Source organism: Stutzerimonas stutzeri (assembly GCF_024448985.1).
Lineage (GTDB): Bacteria > Pseudomonadota > Gammaproteobacteria > Pseudomonadales > Pseudomonadaceae > Stutzerimonas > Stutzerimonas stutzeri_AP.
In genome coordinates this window covers 1-21,452 of record NZ_JAMOII010000017.1, presented here as the reverse complement: position 1 = coordinate 21,452, position 21,452 = coordinate 1, and the positions used below count along the sequence as shown (strand labels likewise).

Annotated in this window: 12 protein-coding genes and 1 pseudogene; 1 reads left to right on the top strand and 12 read right to left on the bottom strand. The window is 60.7% G+C overall.

Features of this window, described 5'->3' with window-relative positions; genetic code table 11:
* Nucleotides 1–84 precede the first annotated feature (84 nt).
* From glgB to NA647_RS15835, 11 genes are all read right to left on the bottom strand, one after another.
* Nucleotides 85–2,301 (bottom strand): 1,4-alpha-glucan branching protein GlgB, encoded by a 2,217-nt coding sequence (glgB, locus tag NA647_RS15885; protein WP_256058572.1) that lies wholly within the window; start codon nt 2,299–2,301, stop codon nt 85–87.
* Nucleotides 2,294–5,620 (bottom strand): maltose alpha-D-glucosyltransferase, encoded by a 3,327-nt coding sequence (treS, locus tag NA647_RS15880; RefSeq protein WP_256058571.1) that lies wholly within the window; start codon nt 5,618–5,620, stop codon nt 2,294–2,296. The genes glgB and treS overlap by 8 nt, the downstream gene beginning before the upstream one ends.
* 142 nt (nt 5,621–5,762) lie before the next feature.
* Nucleotides 5,763–7,775: an alpha-1,4-glucan--maltose-1-phosphate maltosyltransferase gene (locus NA647_RS15875; RefSeq protein WP_256058570.1), complete on the bottom strand. Its 2,013-nt coding sequence runs from the start codon at nt 7,773–7,775 to the stop codon at nt 5,763–5,765.
* 666 nt (nt 7,776–8,441) lie between these two features.
* Nucleotides 8,442–9,383, bottom strand: a complete 942-nt coding sequence (gene fdhE, locus NA647_RS15870; protein WP_423836486.1) for a formate dehydrogenase accessory protein FdhE — start codon at nt 9,381–9,383, stop codon at nt 8,442–8,444.
* Nucleotides 9,380–10,069 carry a formate dehydrogenase subunit gamma gene (locus tag NA647_RS15865; RefSeq protein WP_256050403.1) on the bottom strand — a complete coding sequence of 230 codons (690 nt, stop codon included), beginning with the start codon at nt 10,067–10,069 and terminating at the stop codon, nt 9,380–9,382. The genes fdhE and NA647_RS15865 overlap by 4 nt, the downstream gene beginning before the upstream one ends.
* Nucleotides 10,066–11,001, bottom strand: a complete 936-nt coding sequence (fdxH, locus tag NA647_RS15860; RefSeq protein WP_181103510.1) for a formate dehydrogenase subunit beta — start codon at nt 10,999–11,001, stop codon at nt 10,066–10,068. The genes NA647_RS15865 and fdxH overlap by 4 nt, the downstream gene beginning before the upstream one ends.
* A complete protein-coding gene (fdnG, locus tag NA647_RS15855) occupies nt 11,001–14,081 on the bottom strand; it encodes a formate dehydrogenase-N subunit alpha (protein WP_256058569.1) in 3,081 nt (1,026 codons plus the stop codon). The genes fdxH and fdnG overlap by 1 nt, the downstream gene beginning before the upstream one ends.
* Before the next feature lie 139 nt (nt 14,082–14,220).
* A complete protein-coding gene (ligD, locus tag NA647_RS15850) occupies nt 14,221–15,144 on the bottom strand; it encodes a non-homologous end-joining DNA ligase (RefSeq protein WP_256058568.1) in 924 nt (307 codons plus the stop codon).
* A 14-nt stretch (nt 15,145–15,158) separates the two neighbouring features.
* On the bottom strand, nt 15,159–16,154 hold the full coding sequence (locus NA647_RS15845) for a Ku protein (protein ID WP_256058567.1): 996 nt from the start codon (nt 16,152–16,154) through the stop codon (nt 15,159–15,161).
* A 25-nt stretch (nt 16,155–16,179) separates the two neighbouring features.
* Nucleotides 16,180–17,037 carry an SDR family oxidoreductase gene (locus tag NA647_RS15840; RefSeq protein ID WP_256058566.1) on the bottom strand — a complete coding sequence of 286 codons (858 nt, stop codon included), beginning with the start codon at nt 17,035–17,037 and terminating at the stop codon, nt 16,180–16,182.
* A gap of 362 nt (nt 17,038–17,399) precedes the next feature.
* Nucleotides 17,400–18,416 carry a zinc-dependent alcohol dehydrogenase family protein gene (locus tag NA647_RS15835; RefSeq protein WP_256058565.1) on the bottom strand — a complete coding sequence of 339 codons (1,017 nt, stop codon included), beginning with the start codon at nt 18,414–18,416 and terminating at the stop codon, nt 17,400–17,402.
* A gap of 263 nt (nt 18,417–18,679) precedes the next feature.
* On the opposite strand from NA647_RS15835, the gene NA647_RS15830 reads away from it, so the two are divergent.
* A complete protein-coding gene (locus NA647_RS15830; protein WP_256058564.1) occupies nt 18,680–19,597 on the top strand; it encodes a LysR family transcriptional regulator in 918 nt (305 codons plus the stop codon).
* 61 nt (nt 19,598–19,658) lie between these two features.
* Here NA647_RS15830 and NA647_RS15825 read toward each other — a convergent pair.
* Nucleotides 19,659–21,290, bottom strand: a pseudogene (locus tag NA647_RS15825) (methyl-accepting chemotaxis protein).
* Between the last annotated feature and the right edge of the window lie 162 nt (nt 21,291–21,452).

Here is a 21,452-nt window from a genome sequence, read left to right as displayed (position 1 = left end):
GTGCACAAGGACGCGAGGCAGGACGCCGAGCGAGGACCGATGGACTGGGACGCCTAAGTATGGACGCCCCAGTCGTGACGACCGCTACTCCTGTGGTCGCAGTATCACCACCCCCAGCGGCGGAAGCGTGAGCATCAGCGATACGTCCTGTCCATGGGAAGGCACCTGTTCGGCCAGCAGACCTCCACCATTGCCCACGTTGGAGCCGCCGTAGCATCCGGCATCGCTGTTGAAGATTTCCTCCCAGCGACCCTCTACCGGAACGCCTACCCGATAGCCCTCTCGTACCACTGGCGTGAAGTTGCCTACCACCAACAGCGGATACCCGGTCGAGCTCTTGCGCAGCCAGGCGAACACGCTGTTGGCGCGGTCATCGCCGATCAGCCACTGGAAACCCTGCGGATCGCTGTCCAGCTCATGCAAGGCAGGCTCATGTGCGTACAGACGGTTGATATCCCGTACCAGGTTCTGCGCACCGCGGTGGTCGGCCTCCTCGAGCAGATGCCAGTCCAGTTCGCGGTCGTGACTCCATTCGCGCCACTGGCCGAACTCGCTGCCCATGAACAACAGCTTCTTGCCCGGATGCGTCCACATGAACGACAGGTACGCCCGCAGGTTGGCGAACTTTTGCCAGCGATCACCGGGCATTTTGTCGATCAGCGAACCCTTGCCGTGAACCACTTCATCATGGGAAATCGGCAGCACGAAATGCTCCGAGTAGGCGTAGACCATGCCGAAGGTCAGCTTGTCATGGTGATACTGGCGGTTGATCGGGTCTTCCTGAATGTACTTGAGCGTGTCGTGCATCCAGCCCATGTTCCATTTGTAGGCAAAGCCCAGCCCGCCCTCGTAGGTTGGTTTGCTGACACCGGGAAATGCCGTGGACTCCTCGGCGATGACCAGCGCGCCGGGCGTTTCGGTGGCCACCACGTCGTTAAGGTGTCGCAGGAAGTCGATCGCTTCGAGATTCTCGCGACCGCCGTGGCGGTTGGGAATCCACTCGCCCTCCTTGCGCGAATAGTCGCGATAGAGCATCGAGGCGACCGCGTCGACACGCAGTGCGTCGACGTGGAATTCACGCAGCCAGTGCAACGCCGAAGCCAGCATGAAGCCGTGCACTTCGGTGCGGCCCAGGTTGTAGATGTAGGTATCCCAATCCTGATGGAAGCCTTCGAAGGGGTGCGCATATTCGTACAGCGCCGTGCCGTCGAATTCGCCCAGGCCATGGGCGTCGGTCGGGAAATGCGCCGGCACCCAGTCGAGGATCACGCCAATGCCGGCGTTGTGGCAGGCATCGACGAAGGCGGCGAAGTCATGCGCGCTGCCGTAGCGGGCGCTGGGCGCGAATTGCGACAGCAGCTGATAACCCCAGGAGCCGCCGAAGGGGTGTTCCATGATCGGCATCAGCTCGATATGGGTGAAACCCAGGTCGACGACATAGGGGATCAGCCGCTCGGCCAGTTCGTGCCAATCGTAGAGCCGCCCGTTATCGCCGCCCTCCTTGCGCCAGGAGCCGGCATGCAGCTCATAGATGGTCATCGGCGCGGTGTAGGACTGGCGCGCGGCCCGGTGTTGCAGCCAGGCCTCGTCCTTCCACTCGTATTCCAGCGGATGCGAAATCACCGAAGCGGTGCCGGGCGGCAGCTCGGTCGCCAGCGCAATCGGATCGGCCTTCAGCGGCAAGATGCCGTTCTGCCCTAGAATCTCGTATTTGTACTTCTCACCCGGCTGCAGGCGCGGAATGAAGATTTCCCAGACGCCGGACGGAAATCGCAGGCGCATGGGATGGCGCCGGCCGTCCCAGCCGTTGAAGCTGCCAACTACCGATACGCGTCGTGCATTGGGCGCCCAGACGGCGAAACGCACGCCCTGCACGCCCTCGACTTCCATCGGCTGTGCACCGAACACGCGGCCAATCTCACGATGGTTGCCTTCGGAGAACAGATACATATCCATCTCGCCGAGCTGCGGCCCGAAGCTGTAGGGATCTTCGGTGACCTGCTCGCCGCCCGCCCAGCGAATATTCAGCAGGTAAGGCTGCGAGTGGGTCAGCCGGGTGACGAAAAAGCCGGGCACCTGGCCCTGCTCCATCGCTGCCAGCAAGCGGCCGCTGGAGCGTTCGAGCACCTCGACGCTCAGTGCGTTGGGCAGATAGGCGCGCACCACCAGCCCATCACCGTCAGGGTGCGGCCCCAGTATCGAGAACGGATTGCCATGTTCGGCGCGCACCAGCGCGTCGACATCGGCATCGTTGGGCAGCAGGGTTTCTCCGGGCATGGTCAGGGCCGGACGATCATTCATGGGAGTCTCCGTGGGTAAGTTGTTGTGCCATATCCGACAGCCCTTGAAGGGGAACCGAGAGCCAGGCTGGCCGATTCTCGGCTTCGTAGGCTATTTCGTATGAGGTTTTCTCGAAGCTGAACAATGCCAGCGCCGCCTCGGCTCCGTTGGCCTCACGCCACGCATGGGGCAACTCCTCCGTCGCTTGGCGATAGGCAGCCAGGAAGGTGGAGCGTGCACTCTGTCGATAGCTTTCGGCGATGCGGCGGCGAGCGGCATCGGCCTCGGGCGAGCTGTCGCTGCCCTGGGCGTTGCGCTGGGTCATGGACGCCGCGTACTCAAAAGATCGCAGTACACCGGCGACATCTTTGAATGGCGAGAGCTTGCTGCGGCGCTCTTCCAAAGGGCGAGCCGGCTCGCCTTCGAAATCGATGAAATAGGCATCGCCCTGCATCACCAGCACCTGCCCAAGATGCAGATCGCCATGCACGCGTGTGCGCAGGCCGCCAATCGCACAGCGTGCCAGCCGGTCCACCTTATCGAGCAGGTCGTCGCGCAATCCCATCAGCCGGTCCACCTCGGCCGCCGCCTTGCTGTCTAGGTCCGAGCGATGCGCGACAAGCACGTCCAGCGCATGCCCAAGCTGGACGCGGATGCTTGCCGCGCATTGCTCGCTGTCGGCCTGTGTGGTGGTTTCGTGGGCGAAGTCCGGGTTGTCCGTGTCCGAAGCCAGCGTCATATGCAACTCGCCCAGACGCTGGCCCAGCAGGCGATTGAAGTCCTCCAGTTCATGCAGCGCGGCATACTGGTTTTCCACCAGGGACACGCCACCGGTCAGCTCGTCACGCACGGCGCGGTCCAGGGTGTTCAACGTCCATTCCCAGGCGTCGCCCTGATTGTCGAGGAAGCGCTGCACGACCATCAGCGCATGCGGCTCGCCCCGCTTGTTGACGCGCGTGACCTGACCGAGCATCGCTGAAATGTGCTGGAAGCCCTGCTCGGTCAGGAAGCGGCCCATTTCCAACTCCGGGTGCACGCCCGCCGAAACCCGGCGCAGCACCTTGATCATCATGCTGCTGCCGATGATGGCCGAGCTGTTGGATTGCTCCGCCGTGAGATAACGCACCTCGGCATCGGCCGGCAATTCCACGTTGGCCAGATCGCCGATCGGCTCGAAGCGGATCTCGCCCTCGCCGCACGGCAGTTTCTGTTTTTCACGCAAGCCTTGAATCACGCCCAGGATGAACTGCTTAAGCGCGAAAGCATCTGTCAGCAGCCCTACCTGCGGGCCACGGCGCACCCGTGCCATGGCCAATTGCTGTGGCAGCGCAATGTTGAAATCGTCTTCATTGAGGAAGCCCAGCGGCAGCTGATAAAGGTCGGTTCGCCCGGCCGTCGCCACGGCAATCTCGCTCAGCAATACCGGCCGCTGTGGATCGCCGAACGGCACGCTGTAGCAGATCTTGATCGAGTCGATCGCGGCATCCTTGCTGGCGAACCAGCGCCGTTTCGGCAGATAAGCCGGTAGCGACTCGGTTTCGAGAATGCGCTTGTTCGCTGCAGTGAGCGTATCCAGGCGCTTGAGCACGAGGGTTTGGAAGTCGGGCATGGTTTCCACCGGTTCCTGGTGCCAACTGGGCATCTGATGACTGGTTGCCAGCTGGAACCAGTAGAAACCGTAAGGAGGCAGCGTCAGCAGATACGGCAACTGGCCGATTGGCGGGAAGGCACTGCCGCCGACCATTTCCACCGGCACCATGCCGGCGTAATGCGACAGTTCCAGTTCTGCGGCCTGAGCCGAGCGCGATACGTTTGCAACGCAAAAGATGACTTCCGTATCACCGTTGGGCCCGGTGTATTCGCGCAAATACGCCAGAATCCGTCGGTTGCTCGGTGCGAGCATTTTCAGCGTGCCCCGTCCGAACGCTTTGAATTGCTTGCGGATCGAGAGCAGACGCCGCGTCCAATTCAGCAACGAGTGAGGATCGCGCTGTTGTGCCTCGACGTTGATCGCCTGATAGCCGTACAGCGGGTCCATGATTGGCGGCAGCACCAAACTCGGCGGGTCGGCGCGGGAGAAACCGCCATTGCGGTCCACCGACCATTGCATCGGGGTACGCACGCCGTCTCGGTCACCGAGGAAGATGTTGTCGCCCATCCCGATCTCGTCGCCGTAATAGATCACCGGCGTGCCGGGCATCGATAGCAGCAGGCTGTTGAGCAGCTCGATGCGGCGACGGTCGCGTTCCAGCAGGGGCGCCAGACGGCGGCGAATGCCGAGGTTGATCCGAGCGCGCTTGTCCGAGGCGTAGTAGTTCCAGAGGTAGTCGCGCTCCTTGTCGGTCACCATTTCCAGCGTCAGCTCGTCATGGTTGCGCAGGAAAATTGCCCATTGGCAGTTCTCCGGAATGTCGGGCGTCTGGCGCAGGATGTCGGTGATAGGGAAGCGGTCTTCCTGCGCCAGCGCCATGTACATGCGCGGCATCAGCGGGAAATGGAACGCCATGTGGCATTCATCGCCCGGTCCGCCGTCTTCGCCGCCGAAGTACAACTGGGTGTCTTCCGGCCACTGGTTGGCCTCGGCCAGGAGCATGCGGTCGGGGTAATTGGCGTCGATCTCGGCGCGTATCTGTTTCAGCACCACATGGGTTTCGGGCAGGTTCTCGTTATTGGTTCCGTCACGCTCCACCAGGTATGGGATGGCATCGAGCCGCAACCCGTCGATGCCGAGGTCGAGCCAGTAGCGCATGACGCTGAGCACGGCCTTCATGACCTGCGGGTTGTCGAAATTGAGATCCGGTTGGTGCGAATAGAAGCGATGCCAGAAGTACTGCTGAGCCACCGGGTCCCAGGTCCAGTTCGACACCTCGGTATCGAGAAAGATGATTCGCGTGCCGTCGTACTTGTCATCCGTGTCCGACCAGACGTAAAAGTCGCGCGCCGCAGAACCCTTTTTCGCCTTGCGCGCACGCTGGAACCAAGGGTGCTGGTCCGAAGTGTGGTTGATGACCAGTTCGGTAATCACCCTCAGCCCGCGCTTGTGGGCAGCGGCAATGAAGCGCTTGGCATCGGCCATGGTGCCGTAGTCAGGATGCACACCGCGGTATTCGGCGATGTCGTAGCCGTCATCACGCCGGGGTGAGGGATAGAACGGCAACAGCCAGATGGTATTCACGCCCAGATCGGCAATGTAATCGAGCTTGTCGATCAATCCTTGAAAGTCCCCAACTCCGTCGTTGTTCGAGTCGAAGAACGATTTCAGATGGACCTGATAAACGACCGCATCCTTGTACCAGAGCGGGTCGGTGATGAAGGCGGATGGCTTGCGTGATTTGGCCATGTCTCGTTCCTTTTTTCTGCCTCAAGATTGGGACGCGGGGTCCCAGCCGAGACGGCAAAGGTCACCAGTAGGCGTAACAAAACAGATCATTTGTTACTTCTAACCTACTGATAAATAGGGTTATAGCCTTGTTCTTAATAAATCACTTGAGGTCTGGGTCTGGGGCCCCAGCGCTCAGACGCCAGATACCGAATGGCAGATGCCAGGGCTCGATCCGCATCCATTGGGTCTTGCCATACCAAGTCCAGCGATGCCCATTCATAAGGTCTTCGCCGCGGGTTTCAGCGTGATCGGGCAAGCCGAGTTCCCAGAGCGGCAACTCGAAATGCGCTTCCTGGGCGTTATGTGGATCAAGGCTGACCGCGACCAAAATGAAATTCGAACGATCCGCCGTGCGCTTGCCGAAATAGAAGATGTTGTCGTTGTAGGCCGTATAGGCTTGGAAACCGAGGTGGGTTTGCAAGGCTGGATTCTGACGGCGGATGCGATTGAGCTGAGCGATCTCGGCAACGATGTTGCCCGGCGCGTGATAGTCGCGCGGACGAATCTCGTATTTCTCCGAGTCCAGGTATTCCTCCTTGCCGGGAATCGGCGCGGATTCGCACAGCTCGAAGCCGGAATACATGCCCCAGAGCCCGGAGCCCATGGTCGCCAGCGCCGCACGGATGAGAAACCCGGCGCGGCCGGAGTCATGCAGGAAGAAAGGGTTGATGTCCGGCGTGTTGACGAAGAAGTTTGGCCGATAGCAATCGCGCAACGGCGGCTCGTTGAGCTCGGTGAAATATTCGCTCAGTTCCGCCTTGTTGTTGCGCCAGGTGAAATAGGTGTAGCTCTGGTTGAAGCCGACCTTGCCCAGGCGCGCCATCATAGCCGGGCGGGTGAAGGCCTCGGACAGGAACATCACGTCCGGGTCGCGCTCACGGATATCGGCGATCATCCATTCCCAGAAAGGCAGGGGTTTGGTGTGCGGATTATCGACGCGGAAGATCTTCACGCCCTGCTCCACCCAATGCCAGACCACGTCGCGCAAGGCGATCCACAGGTCGGGCATGGCGTCTTCGGCATAGAAGTCGACGTTGACGATGTCCTGGTACTTCTTCGGTGGATTCTCGGCGTAGCGGATGGTCCCGTCAGGGCGCCAGGAGAACCAGCCCGGATGTTCTTTTAGCCAGGGGTGATCCTGGGAACACTGAATGGCGAAATCCAGCGCGATTTCCAGGCCGTGGTCGCGCGCCGCCGCCACCAGGTCGCGGAAGTCGCCAAGCGTGCCGAGCTCCGGATGGACCGCATCGTGACCACCGTCTTCGCTGCCGATGGCATAAGGACTGCCCGGATCGTTGGGGCCGGCCTCCAGAGTGTTGTTTCGGCCTTTACGGTGCTGGCGCCCGATGGGATGAATGGGCGTGAAGTAGAGCACATCGAAGCCCATGTCACGGATCGACGGCAGCCGCTTGTGCACGTCGCGGAAGGCGCCATGGCGGTTCGGATCGTCGGTTTCCGACCGCGGGAAGAGTTCGTACCAGCTGGCGAACTGTGCCAGTGGTCGCTCCACTTCAAGCGGGAACACCGGGCTCTGGCTGCAATGCGCACGCGGGTCGGCATCAGCCATTGCAGCAGCCGTCTCGTCGGCCAGCATGACCGAGACACGCTCGTCATCCAGGTGCGCAGTGCTCAGGCGGTGCAAGAGATCATCGATGATCGCCTTGGTTTCTCCCATGGCCCGCCCGCTGGCGCGCTCCAGCAATAGGCGGCCTTCCTCCAGCTCCAACTGCACCGGAACACCCGCTGCATGTTTTTTCGATAGCTCGTAGCGGTAGGTCTCATAGACGTCCCACCAGGCCTCGATCATGAACTCGTGGCCAGCCACTTGTGTTGGGGTGAAATGACCTTCCCACTTGTCGTTGCCGAGCAGCTTGAGACGGGCGCGACGCCAACCGCTTTCGTCCTTGGTACGCCAGCAGATCGCAGCGGCCAGCTGATCATGACCATCGGCGAATACCTTGGTGGTCACGGTCACCGGATGGCCGATGATGGCCTTGGCAGCGAATCGACCACCGTCGAGAACCGGCTCGGTCGCCTCGATGGCTATACGCGGCATCTGCAATGCTTGTTCAAGTCGGGGATGGATTGTTGCGTGGGGCTGTGCGTCGTTCATCGAACGGGCTCCTGGGGCCTGAATCATTGCGATACGGCAACCCAACCGCTTCGCAAGCGGCGTCGGCAAGGTTGGGGTTGTCGTCGTGAAACCTCGCTGCGGGGTTTCACTCACTTCTGTTCTTCCGAACCAAGGGAGGCTGTAAAAGTTCAGCAGCGAGGCCTGTCAGAGAGCCGCCTGGCGCCGCTGTCGGACGGACGTTGAAATTGCGTAGGGGTTACAACGATGTGGTTGCCAATCAGGCTGCGGACTGCACCCTGAAACATGGCTGCATGGTTGTGCCAAATGTGGAACGGCCAAGTTGTTCGCTTCGGCGCCATCGCTGCGGTCACGCCTGCGTTTCGGACGGGCCTGCGGCCTGTATTCGCCGCGAGGGCGCGCCTCCTACAAAAGCGGGTCGGCGTGGGGGCTGCGGTAGCGTGCTTTGGCTTTTATGGGAGGCCCGCCCTCGGGGCGAACGTGTTCAGGTGAACGGCAACCTGAGCCACACCGACAAACTAGTGAGATGCCAGGCGCTTCCATCATTGCCGCAGTCCACAAGCGCAGGTTCGGGACACGCTAATGAACTGTTTCTCGGTGACCACGCGTGTCGGGTATGTCAATCAGCCTGACTCTCCAGCTAGCGTCCCGCAGCTGCCTCAGGTAGCAGCGCGACAAGACTCCGCTTTATTCCCCCATCACCAGCAAGGGGTTGTACCCGCTGCGTGCGTATTCGTCCTGCTCGGCCAGCAGCATGTCCAACGCGAGGCTGGCCAGATCGTCGGCAACCGGGTCGGCGCGCCCATGGAGTTCGCGCTGCATGACCTTCAGATAGCTGTGGCATTCGTTGCAGGCTTCTGCCTGGACCGGCAAAAATGCCTTGCCCTGCCCTTCGTCGAGCGTCAGATAGAGCAGCTTGCCACCGGTGTCGCACGCGCTGCACTTCACGCGCTCCAGATGCCATTCGGTGGCGCACAACGAACAGTGTAAATAGCGCACGCCACTGCGATGGCGCTCGTTATGGACCACGCTGGCCACAGGTGCAGCACCGCAACACGGACAAAGCGCCTTTGCCTCACCTATGGGACGCGCCGGCGCGCTGGGTAGTCCAATGGCCAGGCGCGCCCAGGTGACCTGGAGCGCCGCAGCGACCAATGGCAATAGCGCGCGAGTCGCCTCATCGCCGGGACGCATTTCGAACACGTCATCGGCCAGTTCATCGAGTCGCTCAGCGGGCGTCTCTCGCAGTGCGGCGAGCAACGGCCGCTGACGTTCGCCCACATGCAACTCCACCGCATCGAGAATGGCGAGCAAATCGGCATGCCAATGCACGTCTCGTCGTAATGCCTGGAATCCCAGAGGTGGCATGTCATGCTTCAACGCTTGATCGAAGGCATCCGGCGCCGGCCGCCAAGCGGGTTCATGCTCGGTCAGTACCTGATGCTGGGCCTGTACCAGACGGGCCATGAACGCCAGGAACTCATCCAGCGACGGCACCTGCATGACCAGTTCTCTTAGCCGCGTGGCGCGTTTGCTGAACACCTTGGCATCCGGCAGCACCACGTGGGGCGCGTCCATGATTCCGGACGGCGCGCTTCCATACGAATGATTCACTTCAGCTCCTTTCATCGACGACGGTCCTGCACTTCGCTGGTCGGCGATGCGGCTTGCGCATCGGATTTCTCGTTGCGCACGACATCCTCGTACCACAGCCCGTGATGGTGACGCGCCCAGGCGTGGCTGACGCGGCCCTGCGTCATGGCCCGCACCGAGCCTTTGACCCAGATGGCCGAGTAGACATGAATGACCAGCGTGATGATGGCGATGAATGCAGCGATCGCATGAATCAACACGGCCCAGCGCAGCGCCCAGATTGGCATGCCATCGGCGATCCAAGGGCGCCAGAGCACGATGCCGGTGATCAAAAGCACCGGTACGGTGGCCAGGAAGATCCAGTACACCAGTTTCTGCCCGGCGTTGTTCTTGCCTACCGGTGGCAAGCGCTCATCGCGGTTGCTGAGCACGTCGCCGATCTGCTTCATCCACTGCACATCGTGGCGGCGTATCAGGTTATCGCCGAAGAAGCGCACCGCCTGGATGATGAAGAACAGTGACATGAACACGCCAATGTACGGATGCACGATCCGCGTCGGCTCCGGCCCACCGAACAGCGCGGTGAGCCCGAAGAAAGCCGGATAGAACAGTGCGAGGCCACTCAGCGTGAGCAATACGAAACTGATCGCGATAAGCCAGTGATTGACCCGCGCCCAGCAACCGTAACGCAGGATGCCGTATTTGACGTTGGAATGGCTCATAACCGGTCCTCCCCACGACGATCAAGTTCGCGATCGGCCGCCGCCAGCTCCGGGTCCGGATCATCCTCCGGCTCTTCCTTCGGCCCTTTCATGACGTAATGGAAGAAACCGGCCAGCACCGAAACACCCAGCGCCACGGACATGATCGGCTTGGTCACGCCCTTCCACAGCTCCACCGTCGGGCTGATATGCGGGTCCTTTGGCAAGCCACTGTAGATTTCCGGCTTGTCGGCGTGTTGCAGCACATAGACCACATGGGTGCCGCCAACGCCGGACGGATCATAGATACCGGCGTTCTCGTAGCCGCGCCCCTGGAGGTGCTGGACCCGGTGAGCGCCGTAATCGAGCATGTCCTCCTTGGTGCCGAACATGATTGCCGAGGTCGGGCAACTCTTCACGCAAGCCGGCTCGAGCCCATGGAACACCCGATCGGAACACAGCGTGCACTTGTACGCCTTATTGTCCTTTTTCGAGATCCGCGGGATATCGAAGGGGCAACCGGCGACGCAATAGCCGCAGCCAATGCAGTGTTCCGAATTGAAATCGACGATGCCGTTGGCGTACTGCACGATGGCACCGGGCGATGGGCAGGCCTTGAGACAACCCGGCTCGGCGCAATGCATGCAGTTATCCTTGCGGATCAGCCACTCCAGGTTGCCCTGTTCATCCTCGTATTCGCTGAAGCGCATGACCTCGAACGACTCGGCGGTCAGGTCCTGCGGGTTGTTGTAGGTGCCATCACAGGTCCCGACATCGTCGCGCAGGTCATTCCATTCCGAACACGCGACCTGGCAGGCCTTGCAGCCGATGCAGACCGACACGTCGATCAGTTTGGTGACCTTTTCCACACCCCCGTGCCGCACCTGCGGCGAGGGCGTGGTGGTCGCCGAGCGGGCGATGATGTTTTGCAGATTGATCTGGTCACCAACCATCAGACGGCTCCTCCAATCTTCTCCACGTTCACCAGAAACGACTTGAACTCCGGTGTCTGTGTATTTCCGTCACCCACGAATGGCGTGAGGGTGTTGGTCAGGTGCGCCTTCTTCGCCACACCTTTGAAGCCCCAGTGAATGGGGATGCCGATCTGATGCACGGTGCGCCCGTCGATCTGCAGCGGCACCAACCGCTTGGTCACCACCGCAACGGCGGTGATATAGCCCCGTTTGGACGTCACCCGCACCCGGTCGCCCGCAGCGATGCCCAGCTCCTCAGCTAGTACCGCACCCATCTCGATGAACTTCTCCGGCTGGGCGATGGCATTGAGCCGCGCATGGACTGTCCAGTAATGGAAATGCTCGGTCAGACGATAAGTCGTCGCCGCGTAGGGAAAGTCCTTGTTGGAGCCAAACGAATCGCGATCCTGCTCGAAGACGCGAGCGATCGGATTGCTCATCGCCAATGGGTTGTTTGGGCTCATCGGGTTGCGATCGATGGGGCTCTCCATCGGCTCGTAGTGCTCCGGGAATGGCCCTTCGTTCAGCCATTCGCAAGCGAAGAAGTGCCCGCCTCCAGACTGGGTGATGATGAAGGGGCCGACGCCCTGGGACGGCGGCGATGTGAGCGGGAAGTCCGGTACATCCGCCCCGGTCCAGCGTTCACCATTCCACCAGACGAACGCTTTGTTGGGTGCCCATGGCGTGCCGTCTGGCCGGGCTGAAGCGCGGTTGTAGAGGATTCGCCGGTTCATCGGCCAAGCCCAGGCCCACTCCAGCGTGTTGCCGGTGTTGTAAGGGTCGGAGTTGTCGCGCCGGGCCATCATGTTGCCTTCTTCGGTCCAGGCGCCGGAATAGATCCAGCAACCGCAGGCCGTCGAACCATCGGCACGAAGCTCACTGAAGTCTTTCAGCAACTCCCCTTTGCGGCGGATCACATTACCCGCTTCGTCGGTGAGATCCACCAACGCCCTGCCGTTGTATTCCTGAGCCAGTTCGGCAGGTTTCGGGAATTTCGGGTCCTTGTAGTTCCAGCTCATGTTCAGAATCGGGTCGGGGAACGCACCGCCCTCCTCCTGGTACATGTGCTTCAACCGCAACATGACCTCGCCGAGAATTTCGGTATCGGTCATCGACTCGCCGGGGCCGGGGGCACTCTTCTCATGCCATTGCAGCCAGCGCGAACTGTTGGTGATGGAGCCGTCATCCTCCGCGAAGCAGGTGGTCGGCAGGCGGAATACCTCCGTGCCGATCTGCGATGGATCAACGTCGTGGTACTCGCCGAAGTTCTTCCAGAACTCGCCGGTTTCCACCGTCAGCGGGTCCATGATCACGAAGTATTTAAGCTTCGACAGGCCATCCATGACCTTGGCCTTGTTCGGAAACGCCGCCAGGATGTTGAAGCCCTGGCAGAAGGCACCGGTCATCTTGCCCAGCGTCATGTCGTTGATGGCATAAAGCACGTCGTAGATCGGCACCGAGAGCTTCGGCAGCCAGTCGTAGCACCAGTTGTTCTCGGCCGTTGCGACATCGCCGTACCAGTCCTTCATCAGGCTGACGAAGAACCGTTCATAGAACTTCCAGTACGACACCTCGCCTTCCCTGAGCGGCGGCTTGATACGCGTCTTCATGTAGTCGGCGTAGGTCTGCAGATTCGCCGACGGCAGGTTGAGGTAGCCGGGCAGCAGGTTGGACAGCAGACCGATATCGGTCAGCCCCTGGATGTTGGAGTGCCCGCGCAAAGCGTTCACGCCGCCGCCAGGCATGCCCATGTTGCCGAGCAGCAACTGCACCATCGCGCCGCAACGGATGATCTGCGAACCGATGGTGTGCTGCGTCCAGCCCAAGGCGTAGAGGATGGTCATGGTCTTGTCGGGCGCGGACGTCTGCGCCATCAGGTCCCACAACTCTTGCACCTTTTCCTTGGGCATGCCGCAGACGTTTTCCACCTGTTCGATGGTGTAACGGCTGTAATGCTCGCGCATCAGCTGGAACACGCAGCGCGGGTGTTCGAGGCTCGGATCGGAGCGAGCGAAGCCGCGCTCGTCCAACTCGAAATTCCAGGTTTCGCGGTTGTAGGTCCTGTCCTCGGGGTTGTAGCCGACGAACAAGCCTTCGTCGAAACCGAAGCCTTCGGCGACGATCAGGCTGGCGTCGGTGTATTCACGCACGTATTCGTGAGCGTAACGGTCGGATGCGATCAGGTAGTTGATGAAACCACCCAGGAACACGATGTCCGTGCCGGTACGGATCCAGGCGTGATAATCCGCTACCGCCGTGGTGCGGTTGAAGCGTGGATCGATGGAAATCAGGACCGCATTGCTGCGCTCCTTGGCATGCATGACCCAGCGGAACCCCACGGGATGCGCTTCAGCGGAGTTGCCGCCCATGGACAGAATGACGTCAGCATTGGCGATGTCGACCCAGTGGTTCGTCATGGCACCGCGACCAAATGTTGGGGCAAGACCTGCCACCGTTGGTCCGTGTCAAACGCGCGCCTGGTTGTCGAGTTGCAGAATACCGAGCGCCCGGGTGATCTTCTGCGTGATGTACGCCGTCTCGTTGGTACAGGCCGAGGCCGCCACCATGGAGGTCGTCAACCAGCGATTGACCAGCCGCCCCTGCTCATCATGGGTTTCGAAATTCTTGTCGCGGTCGTCCTTCATGTGTCGCGCGATGCGCGTGAAGGCCTCGTCCCAGCTGATGCGCTTCCATTCGTTGGTGAATGGCTCACGCACTTCCGGATATTTGACCCGGGATTCGCTGTTGATGAAGTCGAGTACGCCCGCGCCTCTTGGGCAGAGCGAGCCACGACTGACCGGATGGTCCGGATCGCCTTCGACGTGGTAGATCTGATCGACCACGTTGGCGGCGCCGTCTCCACGTGAGTAGAGCAACATGCCGCAGCCTACCGAGCAGTAGGTGCAGATATTGCGAGAAATTTTGGCGCCGGTCAGTTTGAAGTGACGAATCGACGCGACGGCTTCATCAGGCGCAAACCCCATCATGGCCATGCTCGATGCGCCTACAGCGGTCGCACCGAACTTCAGGAACTGTCGCCGGGATACTCGCACGGTCATCGGTATCTCCTGTTACTCGTTATGTACTGCACATCACGTCTGCAACCGCTCTACGGCGGTTATTGCAGACTGCTGATGGGTTAGGTGCATGTTCGCTACGCTAGTTCAAAGGCTAGCTGGAGATTCGACAAAAGAAAGGTCACCCGTCTTGCGCGAGTGCTTTTAACAACGAAGCCGATATGGATTGGCGAGTCGATGCGTAATCAGACCAAGGATCGCCAGACCGCTCCGCCAAGCGTTGATGCAGGTTTAGGATGTTCCACTGGTTCGCCCCGGCGATCTGCTCCAGCTCGTCGCGACCGATAGGCACCGATACCGGCAAGCCGGGCCGTGCGCGAACCGAATAGGCCGCGACGGTGCTGGCACCGCGCTGATTGCGCAGGTAGTCGACGAATATCTTGCCGATTCGATTCTTCGGCCCCATCTTCTCCGCGAACTTGTCTGGCTCTTCTCGGGCCAGGCGCATCGTCACGCCGCGAGCGAACTCGTTGATGCAATCCCAACCCTGACGGCGATCAATCGGCACCACCACGTGCATGCCGCGGCCACCGCTGGTTTTGAGAAACGCATTGAGGCCTAGCTCGTCGAGCAGATCGAGCGTCAGACAGGTCGCCTCGACCATACTCGACCACGGAAGCGCGGGGTCCGGATCGAGGTCGAAGACGATTCGGTCCGGTCGATCGATACGATCGCTGCGGGCGTTCCAGGTATGAAACTCGACGGTGCCCATCTGCGCCGCCTCAACCACTGCCGTGATGCTGTCGGCCTGGATCAGGCGGGCGTGTTCAGGGTCGAGGGATTTGTCCAGCACGCGCATGTGCGGCATTTTCAGCCGGCCGCAATGGCGCTGGAAGAAACTGTCTCCATCCACTCCGTCCGGCGCGCGGACGATGGACAGCGGGCGTCCGGCCAGATGCGGCGTCAGCCAATTGCCCACCGACAGATAGTATTCAGCCAGCTGCAACTTGGTGGCGCCGCTTTGCGCATCGATGACGCGTTGCGGACTGCTGATACCGATGCCGCCCACATCGGGGCGTTTGCTCTTGCCGGACGCTGCTGACATGAGGCTCCTCGCTATCAGCTGGCTTTTTTCCTGGTGGACTTACTGGCTGCACTCTTGCTTGTGGTGGACGATTTGCTGCCAGTGGATTTGCTTGCCGTGGACTTGGCCGGTGCCTTGGCCTTGCTGGCGGCGCTTTTGCTCGCCGTGCGCTTGGGCGGCGGCGCCTGTTCCTCGGCATCGTCTTCGTCGTCTACCTCTTCGACCGGGGCTTTTTTGGCAGCCTTCCCGGCCAGGCTGCGCTTGAGCAGTTCGGTCAGGTCGATGACATCGGCGCTGCGGCGATCGACTGCTTCCTCCGGCCCACCCACGGCTTCGAGTTTGCCTTCGCGGGCCTTGGTTTCGACCAGGTCCATGATCTGGTCCTGAAACGTGTCCTTGTACTGGTCGGGATTCCACTCGTCGCTCATGTCCTCGACCAGTCGCTTGGCCATGTCCAGCTCGCGCGGGTTGAGATCGGCATTGAGCGCTTCGTCCTTCATCTCAAGGTACTCCAGCCCCCGCACTTCCTCAGCCCAACGTAGCGTGTTCATCACCAACGCTTTGCCCAGCGGCATCACTACCGCCAGGTGCTGCTTGTTGCGCAGTACGACGTTGGCGATGCCGACCTTGCCGGTCTGGATCAAGGTTTCGCGAAGTAGCGCATAGACCTTTTCGCCTCGCCGGTCGGGCGTCAGGTAGTACGGCGTATCGATATAGAGGAACGAAATGTCCTTGGCATCGACGAAGGCGACGATATCCACCGTCTGCGTCGCCTTCGGGTGCGCGGCCTTGATCTCTTCGTCGCTGATCACAACGTAGTGGCCCTTCTCGTACTCGACGCCCTTGACGATGTTCTCGCTATCGATGTCCTCGCCGGTGGTCTTGTTGATGCGCTTGTAACCGACCCGGTCCATGCTGCGCTTGTCCAGCCAATCGAAATCGATACCCGTGCGGGTGGTGGCCGGCACCAGCGCGACGGGAATATGAACCAAGCCGAAACTGACGGCGCCCTTCCAGATCGTGCGAGGCATAAGCTTTTCTCCTGTCGACTGGTGCTCAGCCGTTGAGCACCGTACCGCCGTTTACATGCATCACTTGGCCGCTCACATAGGACGAATCGCTGCTGGCGAGATAGACATAGGCCGGTGCCACTTCGTCCGGCTGGCCAGGACGCTTCATCGGCACGTTGGCGCCGAATTTCGCGACCTTGTCCGCATCGAAGGTCGACGGAATCAGCGGCGTCCAGATCGGGCCTGGCGCTACGCCGTTCACGCGGATGCCGCGCTCGGCCAGGTTCATCGACAGCGAGCGGGTAAACGCGGTGATAGCGCCCTTGGTGGCCGAGTAATCGAGCAACTGCGGGCTGCCCTTGTAGGCCGTTACCGAGGTGGTATTGATGATGGACGAACCCTGCTTGAGGTGCGGCAGCGCCGCCTTGGTCATCTGGAACATGCCGAAGATATTGGTGCGGAAGGTCTTCTCCCACTGCTCTTCGCTGATGTCCTCCAGGCTTTCCTGCGGATGCTGTTCGGCGGCGTTGTTGACCAGGATGTCGAGCTTGCCGAACTTGGCCAGCGTCTCGTCGATGGCTTTCCGGCAAACCTCGCGGTCGGCTACGTCACCGGCAAAGGTCAGGCATTGACGGCCATGGCTTTCGACCACTTTGCGGGTTTCGTCCGCGTCCTGATGTTGGTCGAGATAGAGAATCGCCACATCGGCGCCTTCCCTCGCGAACAATACGGCTACGGAACGGCCGATACCGCTGTCGCCGCCCGTGATGATCGCCACCTTGCCCTGCAGCTTGCCGGCGGCCTTGTAGTCTTCGCCCTTGAACTCCGGACGCGGGTTCATCAAGCCTTCCTTGCCGGGCTCCGGTTGCTCCTGAGGTGGCAAGGTCTGGTTTTCTTCGCCCATGTGTTTTTTCCTCCGTCGAGTGAATTAGCTGTCTTCGGAGGACTTGAACGGCGAAGGAAAAGTTTCTGTGAAGCGATGAGAGGCCCCTGAATCAGGCCACTGAAATCCCTAACCGGCGCCGCCCGCTTCACCTGTAGGGCCGAATTTATTCGGCTATCAACTGCACTGTGCATCCACTGACCGAACAAGTTCGGCCCTACTAGAGTCAACCGGCGCGCAGCGTTGCTATAAAACGAGAGGCCCTGACCCCGATTACCGAAATCCCAGACCGGACACCGCCGCTTCACCTGTAGGGCCGAATTTATTCGGCCAGTAACTGCACTGTGCATCCACCGACCGAACAAGTTCGGCCCTACGGGAAATCAATCGACGCGCAGCGCGACCCGACCGCGCGGGGTGCCGCTTTCGACATATTTGTGCGCCGCTACCACCTCATCGAACCCGAACACCTTATCGATCTGCGGCGTAATCAGCCGATCGGCGGTGAGCTGGTTGATGTGCAGCAGCGCGCGTCGGACCGCGTCACGGTTCTGCTCGATGCCCAATTCCGGTTGTCCGGTGAAATCGCACAAACAATGAAGGAAGAATTTGAAGTTTTTCTTGAACGCCGCACACGCTGGAAAAGCTGTCTCGTTGCCGCCGTTGAGCCCGTAAAGGATCAGCTTTCCGCGTGGCGCGATGACATCGCCTAGAAGCTTCATCTGAGGACCGCCACACGCGTCGAGCACCACCTCGACGCCCGCGCCAGCGGTGATTTTCTGCAGGCGACCAACCAAGTCTTCCTCTTCGGTGACGATCACCGTTTCGGCGCCCAGCGTCTGGAGAAAGTCGCGATCTTCTGCGGTCTCACAGGTGGCTATCACCCGGGCGCCTAATGCCTTGGCCAACTGCACGGCGATCGGTCCGGTGCAACGACTCGCTTGGGTCACCAAAACATGCTGTCCGGGCTCGAGTTGCGCCAGTTCGACCAACGCGAAGTAGGCGACCAACGCCGGCATGTAATGCACGCTGGCTTCGACCGGGCTGAGCATGTCCGGATAGTGAACAAGAGAGAACTGAGGCAACAGTACCTGCTCGCCGTACAACGGATACTGGTTGAGGTCATGAGCTAGGAAGCTCGCGACCCGATCGCCAATGACGAAACCATCCACCTCGTCGCCCACCGCCAGCACTTCACCAGCGACTTCGCAGCCGAGTCCGGCCGGCAGCTGTGCATGGCGTGGCGCAAGGTCTTGCCGCCAGAGCACATCGCTCCAGCTGATGCCAATCGCGTTTACGTTGATCAGCACTTCACCAGGACCTGGCCGTGGCACGTCCTGCTGTTCATAGCGCAGCACTTCGGCAGGGCCGAACTGATGGAAACGGATCATGCGGGACATTGAAAGACCCCTCGATTACTACTGTATTAGCGACTCTATCTGCACTGTCGGCACAACTCCAGCCGCGATGCCCGCATTCCGTTCGATAGTCGCCATGCGCGCCAATGATGTTCGGCTGTACGTAAAGCCGCATCCCGCTCTGCAGGTTTATGTCATTGCAAAGCGGAAATGGACATGCCGGCGTCACCCCGATCTGTCTAGAATGCAGACGCACCCTGAAGGTCCCGCAGCTTCCTGCGTGACACACGCATGAATGAAATGGCATGAATCGCAACGACCTCCGCCGCCTGGATCTCAATCTGCTGATCGTCTTCGAAACGCTGATGCACGAGCGCAGCGTGACGCGGGCGGCTGAAAAGCTGTTTCTCGGACAGCCGGCAATCAGCGCCGCTTTGGCTCGTCTGCGCACGCTGTTCGACGATCCGCTGTTCGTGCGTACGGGCCGCAGCATGGAGCCTACTGCTCGCGCACAGGAAATCGCCGGCTTGCTCTCGCCTGCGCTGGATTCGATTTCCACCGCGGTGAGCCGCGCCTCGACTTTCGATCCGGCAACCAGCGAACTGGTGTTTCGCATCGGTTTGACCGACGAGGTGGAATTCGCCTTGCTGCCTCAATTACTCAGACGCATACGCGCTGAGGCTCCGGGTGTGGTGCTGGTGGTGCGGCGCGCCAATTACCTTTTGATGCCGGGCCTGCTGGCGTCCGGGGAAATCTCGGTGGGCGTCTGCTACACCGTCGAGCTGCCGGCCAATGCCAAGCGCAAAGTGCTGAGACGGCCGAAGCCCATGCTGCTGCGCGCCGACAGCATCCCAGGCCGCATGAGCCTGGACGATTACTGCTCGCGCCCGCATGCGATGGTGTCCTTCGCCGGCGACCTGAACGGCTACATCGACGAAGAACTGGCGCTGCACGGCTGCAAGCGCAAGGTGGTGTTGGCCGTGCCGCAGTTCAATGGATTGTCGAGTCTACTGGCCGGCACCGATATCGTTGCCACCGTGCCCGACTATGCCGCTGCTGCCCTGGCCGCCAACGGTGGCGTCCGGGCCGAGCCGCTACCCTTCGAGACCAGCCAGGACTTTGAACTCTCCATGGCCTGGCGCGGCGCGCAGGACAACGACCCAGCAGAGCGCTGGCTGCGCTCGCGCATCCAGATGTTCGTCGGCGATCCGGATAGCTTATGAGCGAGCTGCGGGCTCGCTCAACTTCTTGGCGAAACCCGATCCCGAGGCCTCAGCATTTGGGCTAGACGCTGAAGAGCCTCACCCTTTCCGACAGTTTCCTGGCCAGGCCAGCCAATGCCTTGCTGGCTACCGCGACCTGCTCGGAGCCGGTGGAGGTCTGCTGCGTTGCGTCGTTGATGTGAGTGATGTTGCGGTTGAGGTTTTCGGCAACGCTAGATTGCTCGTTCGCTGCATTGGCGATCTGAACGTTCATGTCGCTGATTGCCCCAACCTCCAGATTGATTCGAGCCAGAGACTGCTCCGCTTGAGCGGTCTGCTCCACCGCCTGCCCGGCGAGCCGGCGGCTTTGGTCCATCACCTCTGCCGCTTTGCCGACTCCGTCGTGCAATTGGCCAATCATGGCGCGGATTTCCTGGGTCGAATCCTTGGTTCGGTTCGCCAGGGATCGCACCTCGTCAGCCACCACCGCGAATCCCCGCCCCTGTTCGCCAGCCCTTGCCGCTTCGATGGCTGCGTTCAGCGCGAGCAGGTTGGTTTGCTCTGCAATCGCCGTAATGACGCCGATGATGTTTTCGATGTTCTGGCTGTCTCGGGAAACCTCCTGGACGCGCTCGACGGCGTCATCCAGGGTCAGCGCCAAATGCTGAATCGCCTGCGCCGTTTCGGTGACGACGCGATTGCCGATCGTTACTTCACCGTTGGCGTTGTGGGTCGCTTCCGCGGCTTTGGCTGCATAGCCCGCCACCTCACTCATGGTGGCCGACATCTGTGAAATAGCGGTCGCCATTAGCTCGGCCTCATGAATCTGCATGCGGATTTGCTGGCTGTTCTCACCGGAAATCCCCTGCAGTTTTCCAGATGACCCCGTTAGCTCATCTGCCACCTGGCGCACCTGGCCGATGGTTTCGGCCAAGTGCACCGCCATGGTCCGGATCGCGCCCATAACGCTATCGGGATAGTCCGTGTGCACATCGAGGGAAAGCTGCCCTTTCGCCAGCTGGTCGATGGCATGCGCGACCTGATCAGGCTCGGCGCCCAGCGTGGACTTGAGCCAGCGGATGATGATCCAGGTGACCGCGATACTGCACAGGATCGCCAGGGTAAGCAGGACGAAGATCATGTTCAGGAAACTTCCAGCCGCCGAGCTGACGCTGGTCAGGTCTTGCTTCAGGATTCGTTCCTGTTAATCGATGAACGCATTGATGCGCTTGAGCCATTCGGTGTAAGCCGGTGCGACATCGCGCAGCAGCAGCGTCTTCGCCTCGTCGCTCCGGCCTTGCTGGCGCTGTGCAAGCAGCGCATCGGTTTGCGGCAGCGCGGCGCGTTCGATGTCCCTGATGGCGTCCAGCAGGCGCAGCTCTTCCGGGTCTGCTACTCCAGCGGCAAAAAGCGCGTCCATTGCCATGGCAGCGTCTTTGTAAAAGGCTTTCAGCCGCTCGATTTCATTGAGCTGCGTACGCAGCTCATTGTCGCTTTCAACCAAGACTGCATCGCGTATGGCAATGGCACGATCATGGACGCTGCCGCGGAAGTCGATCGCGTAGCGCTGCTTGGCTGGCGCGCCCACGCTCTGGGTCAGGGTCTGCTTGATGTAGCCGACACGTTGAACTCCCACGAGGCCGATAACAATAATCATCGCCAGAATCAGGCCAAACCCAAGGCTCAGTCGCTGGGCGGTTGTCAGGTGAATCATGAAAGTGTTCCTTTGGAAGCGTGCGTAGATTCGCGTGCGATGCAGTCACCGGTCCGTCGGGCCGGCATGGCCCCGTAGTTGGTAACAGCCTGGTATCGACCCTCACTGCCGTTTCTGAAGGCACCGCGTCGCTCGCTCATCCTTCGGCGATGAAAGGCTCCT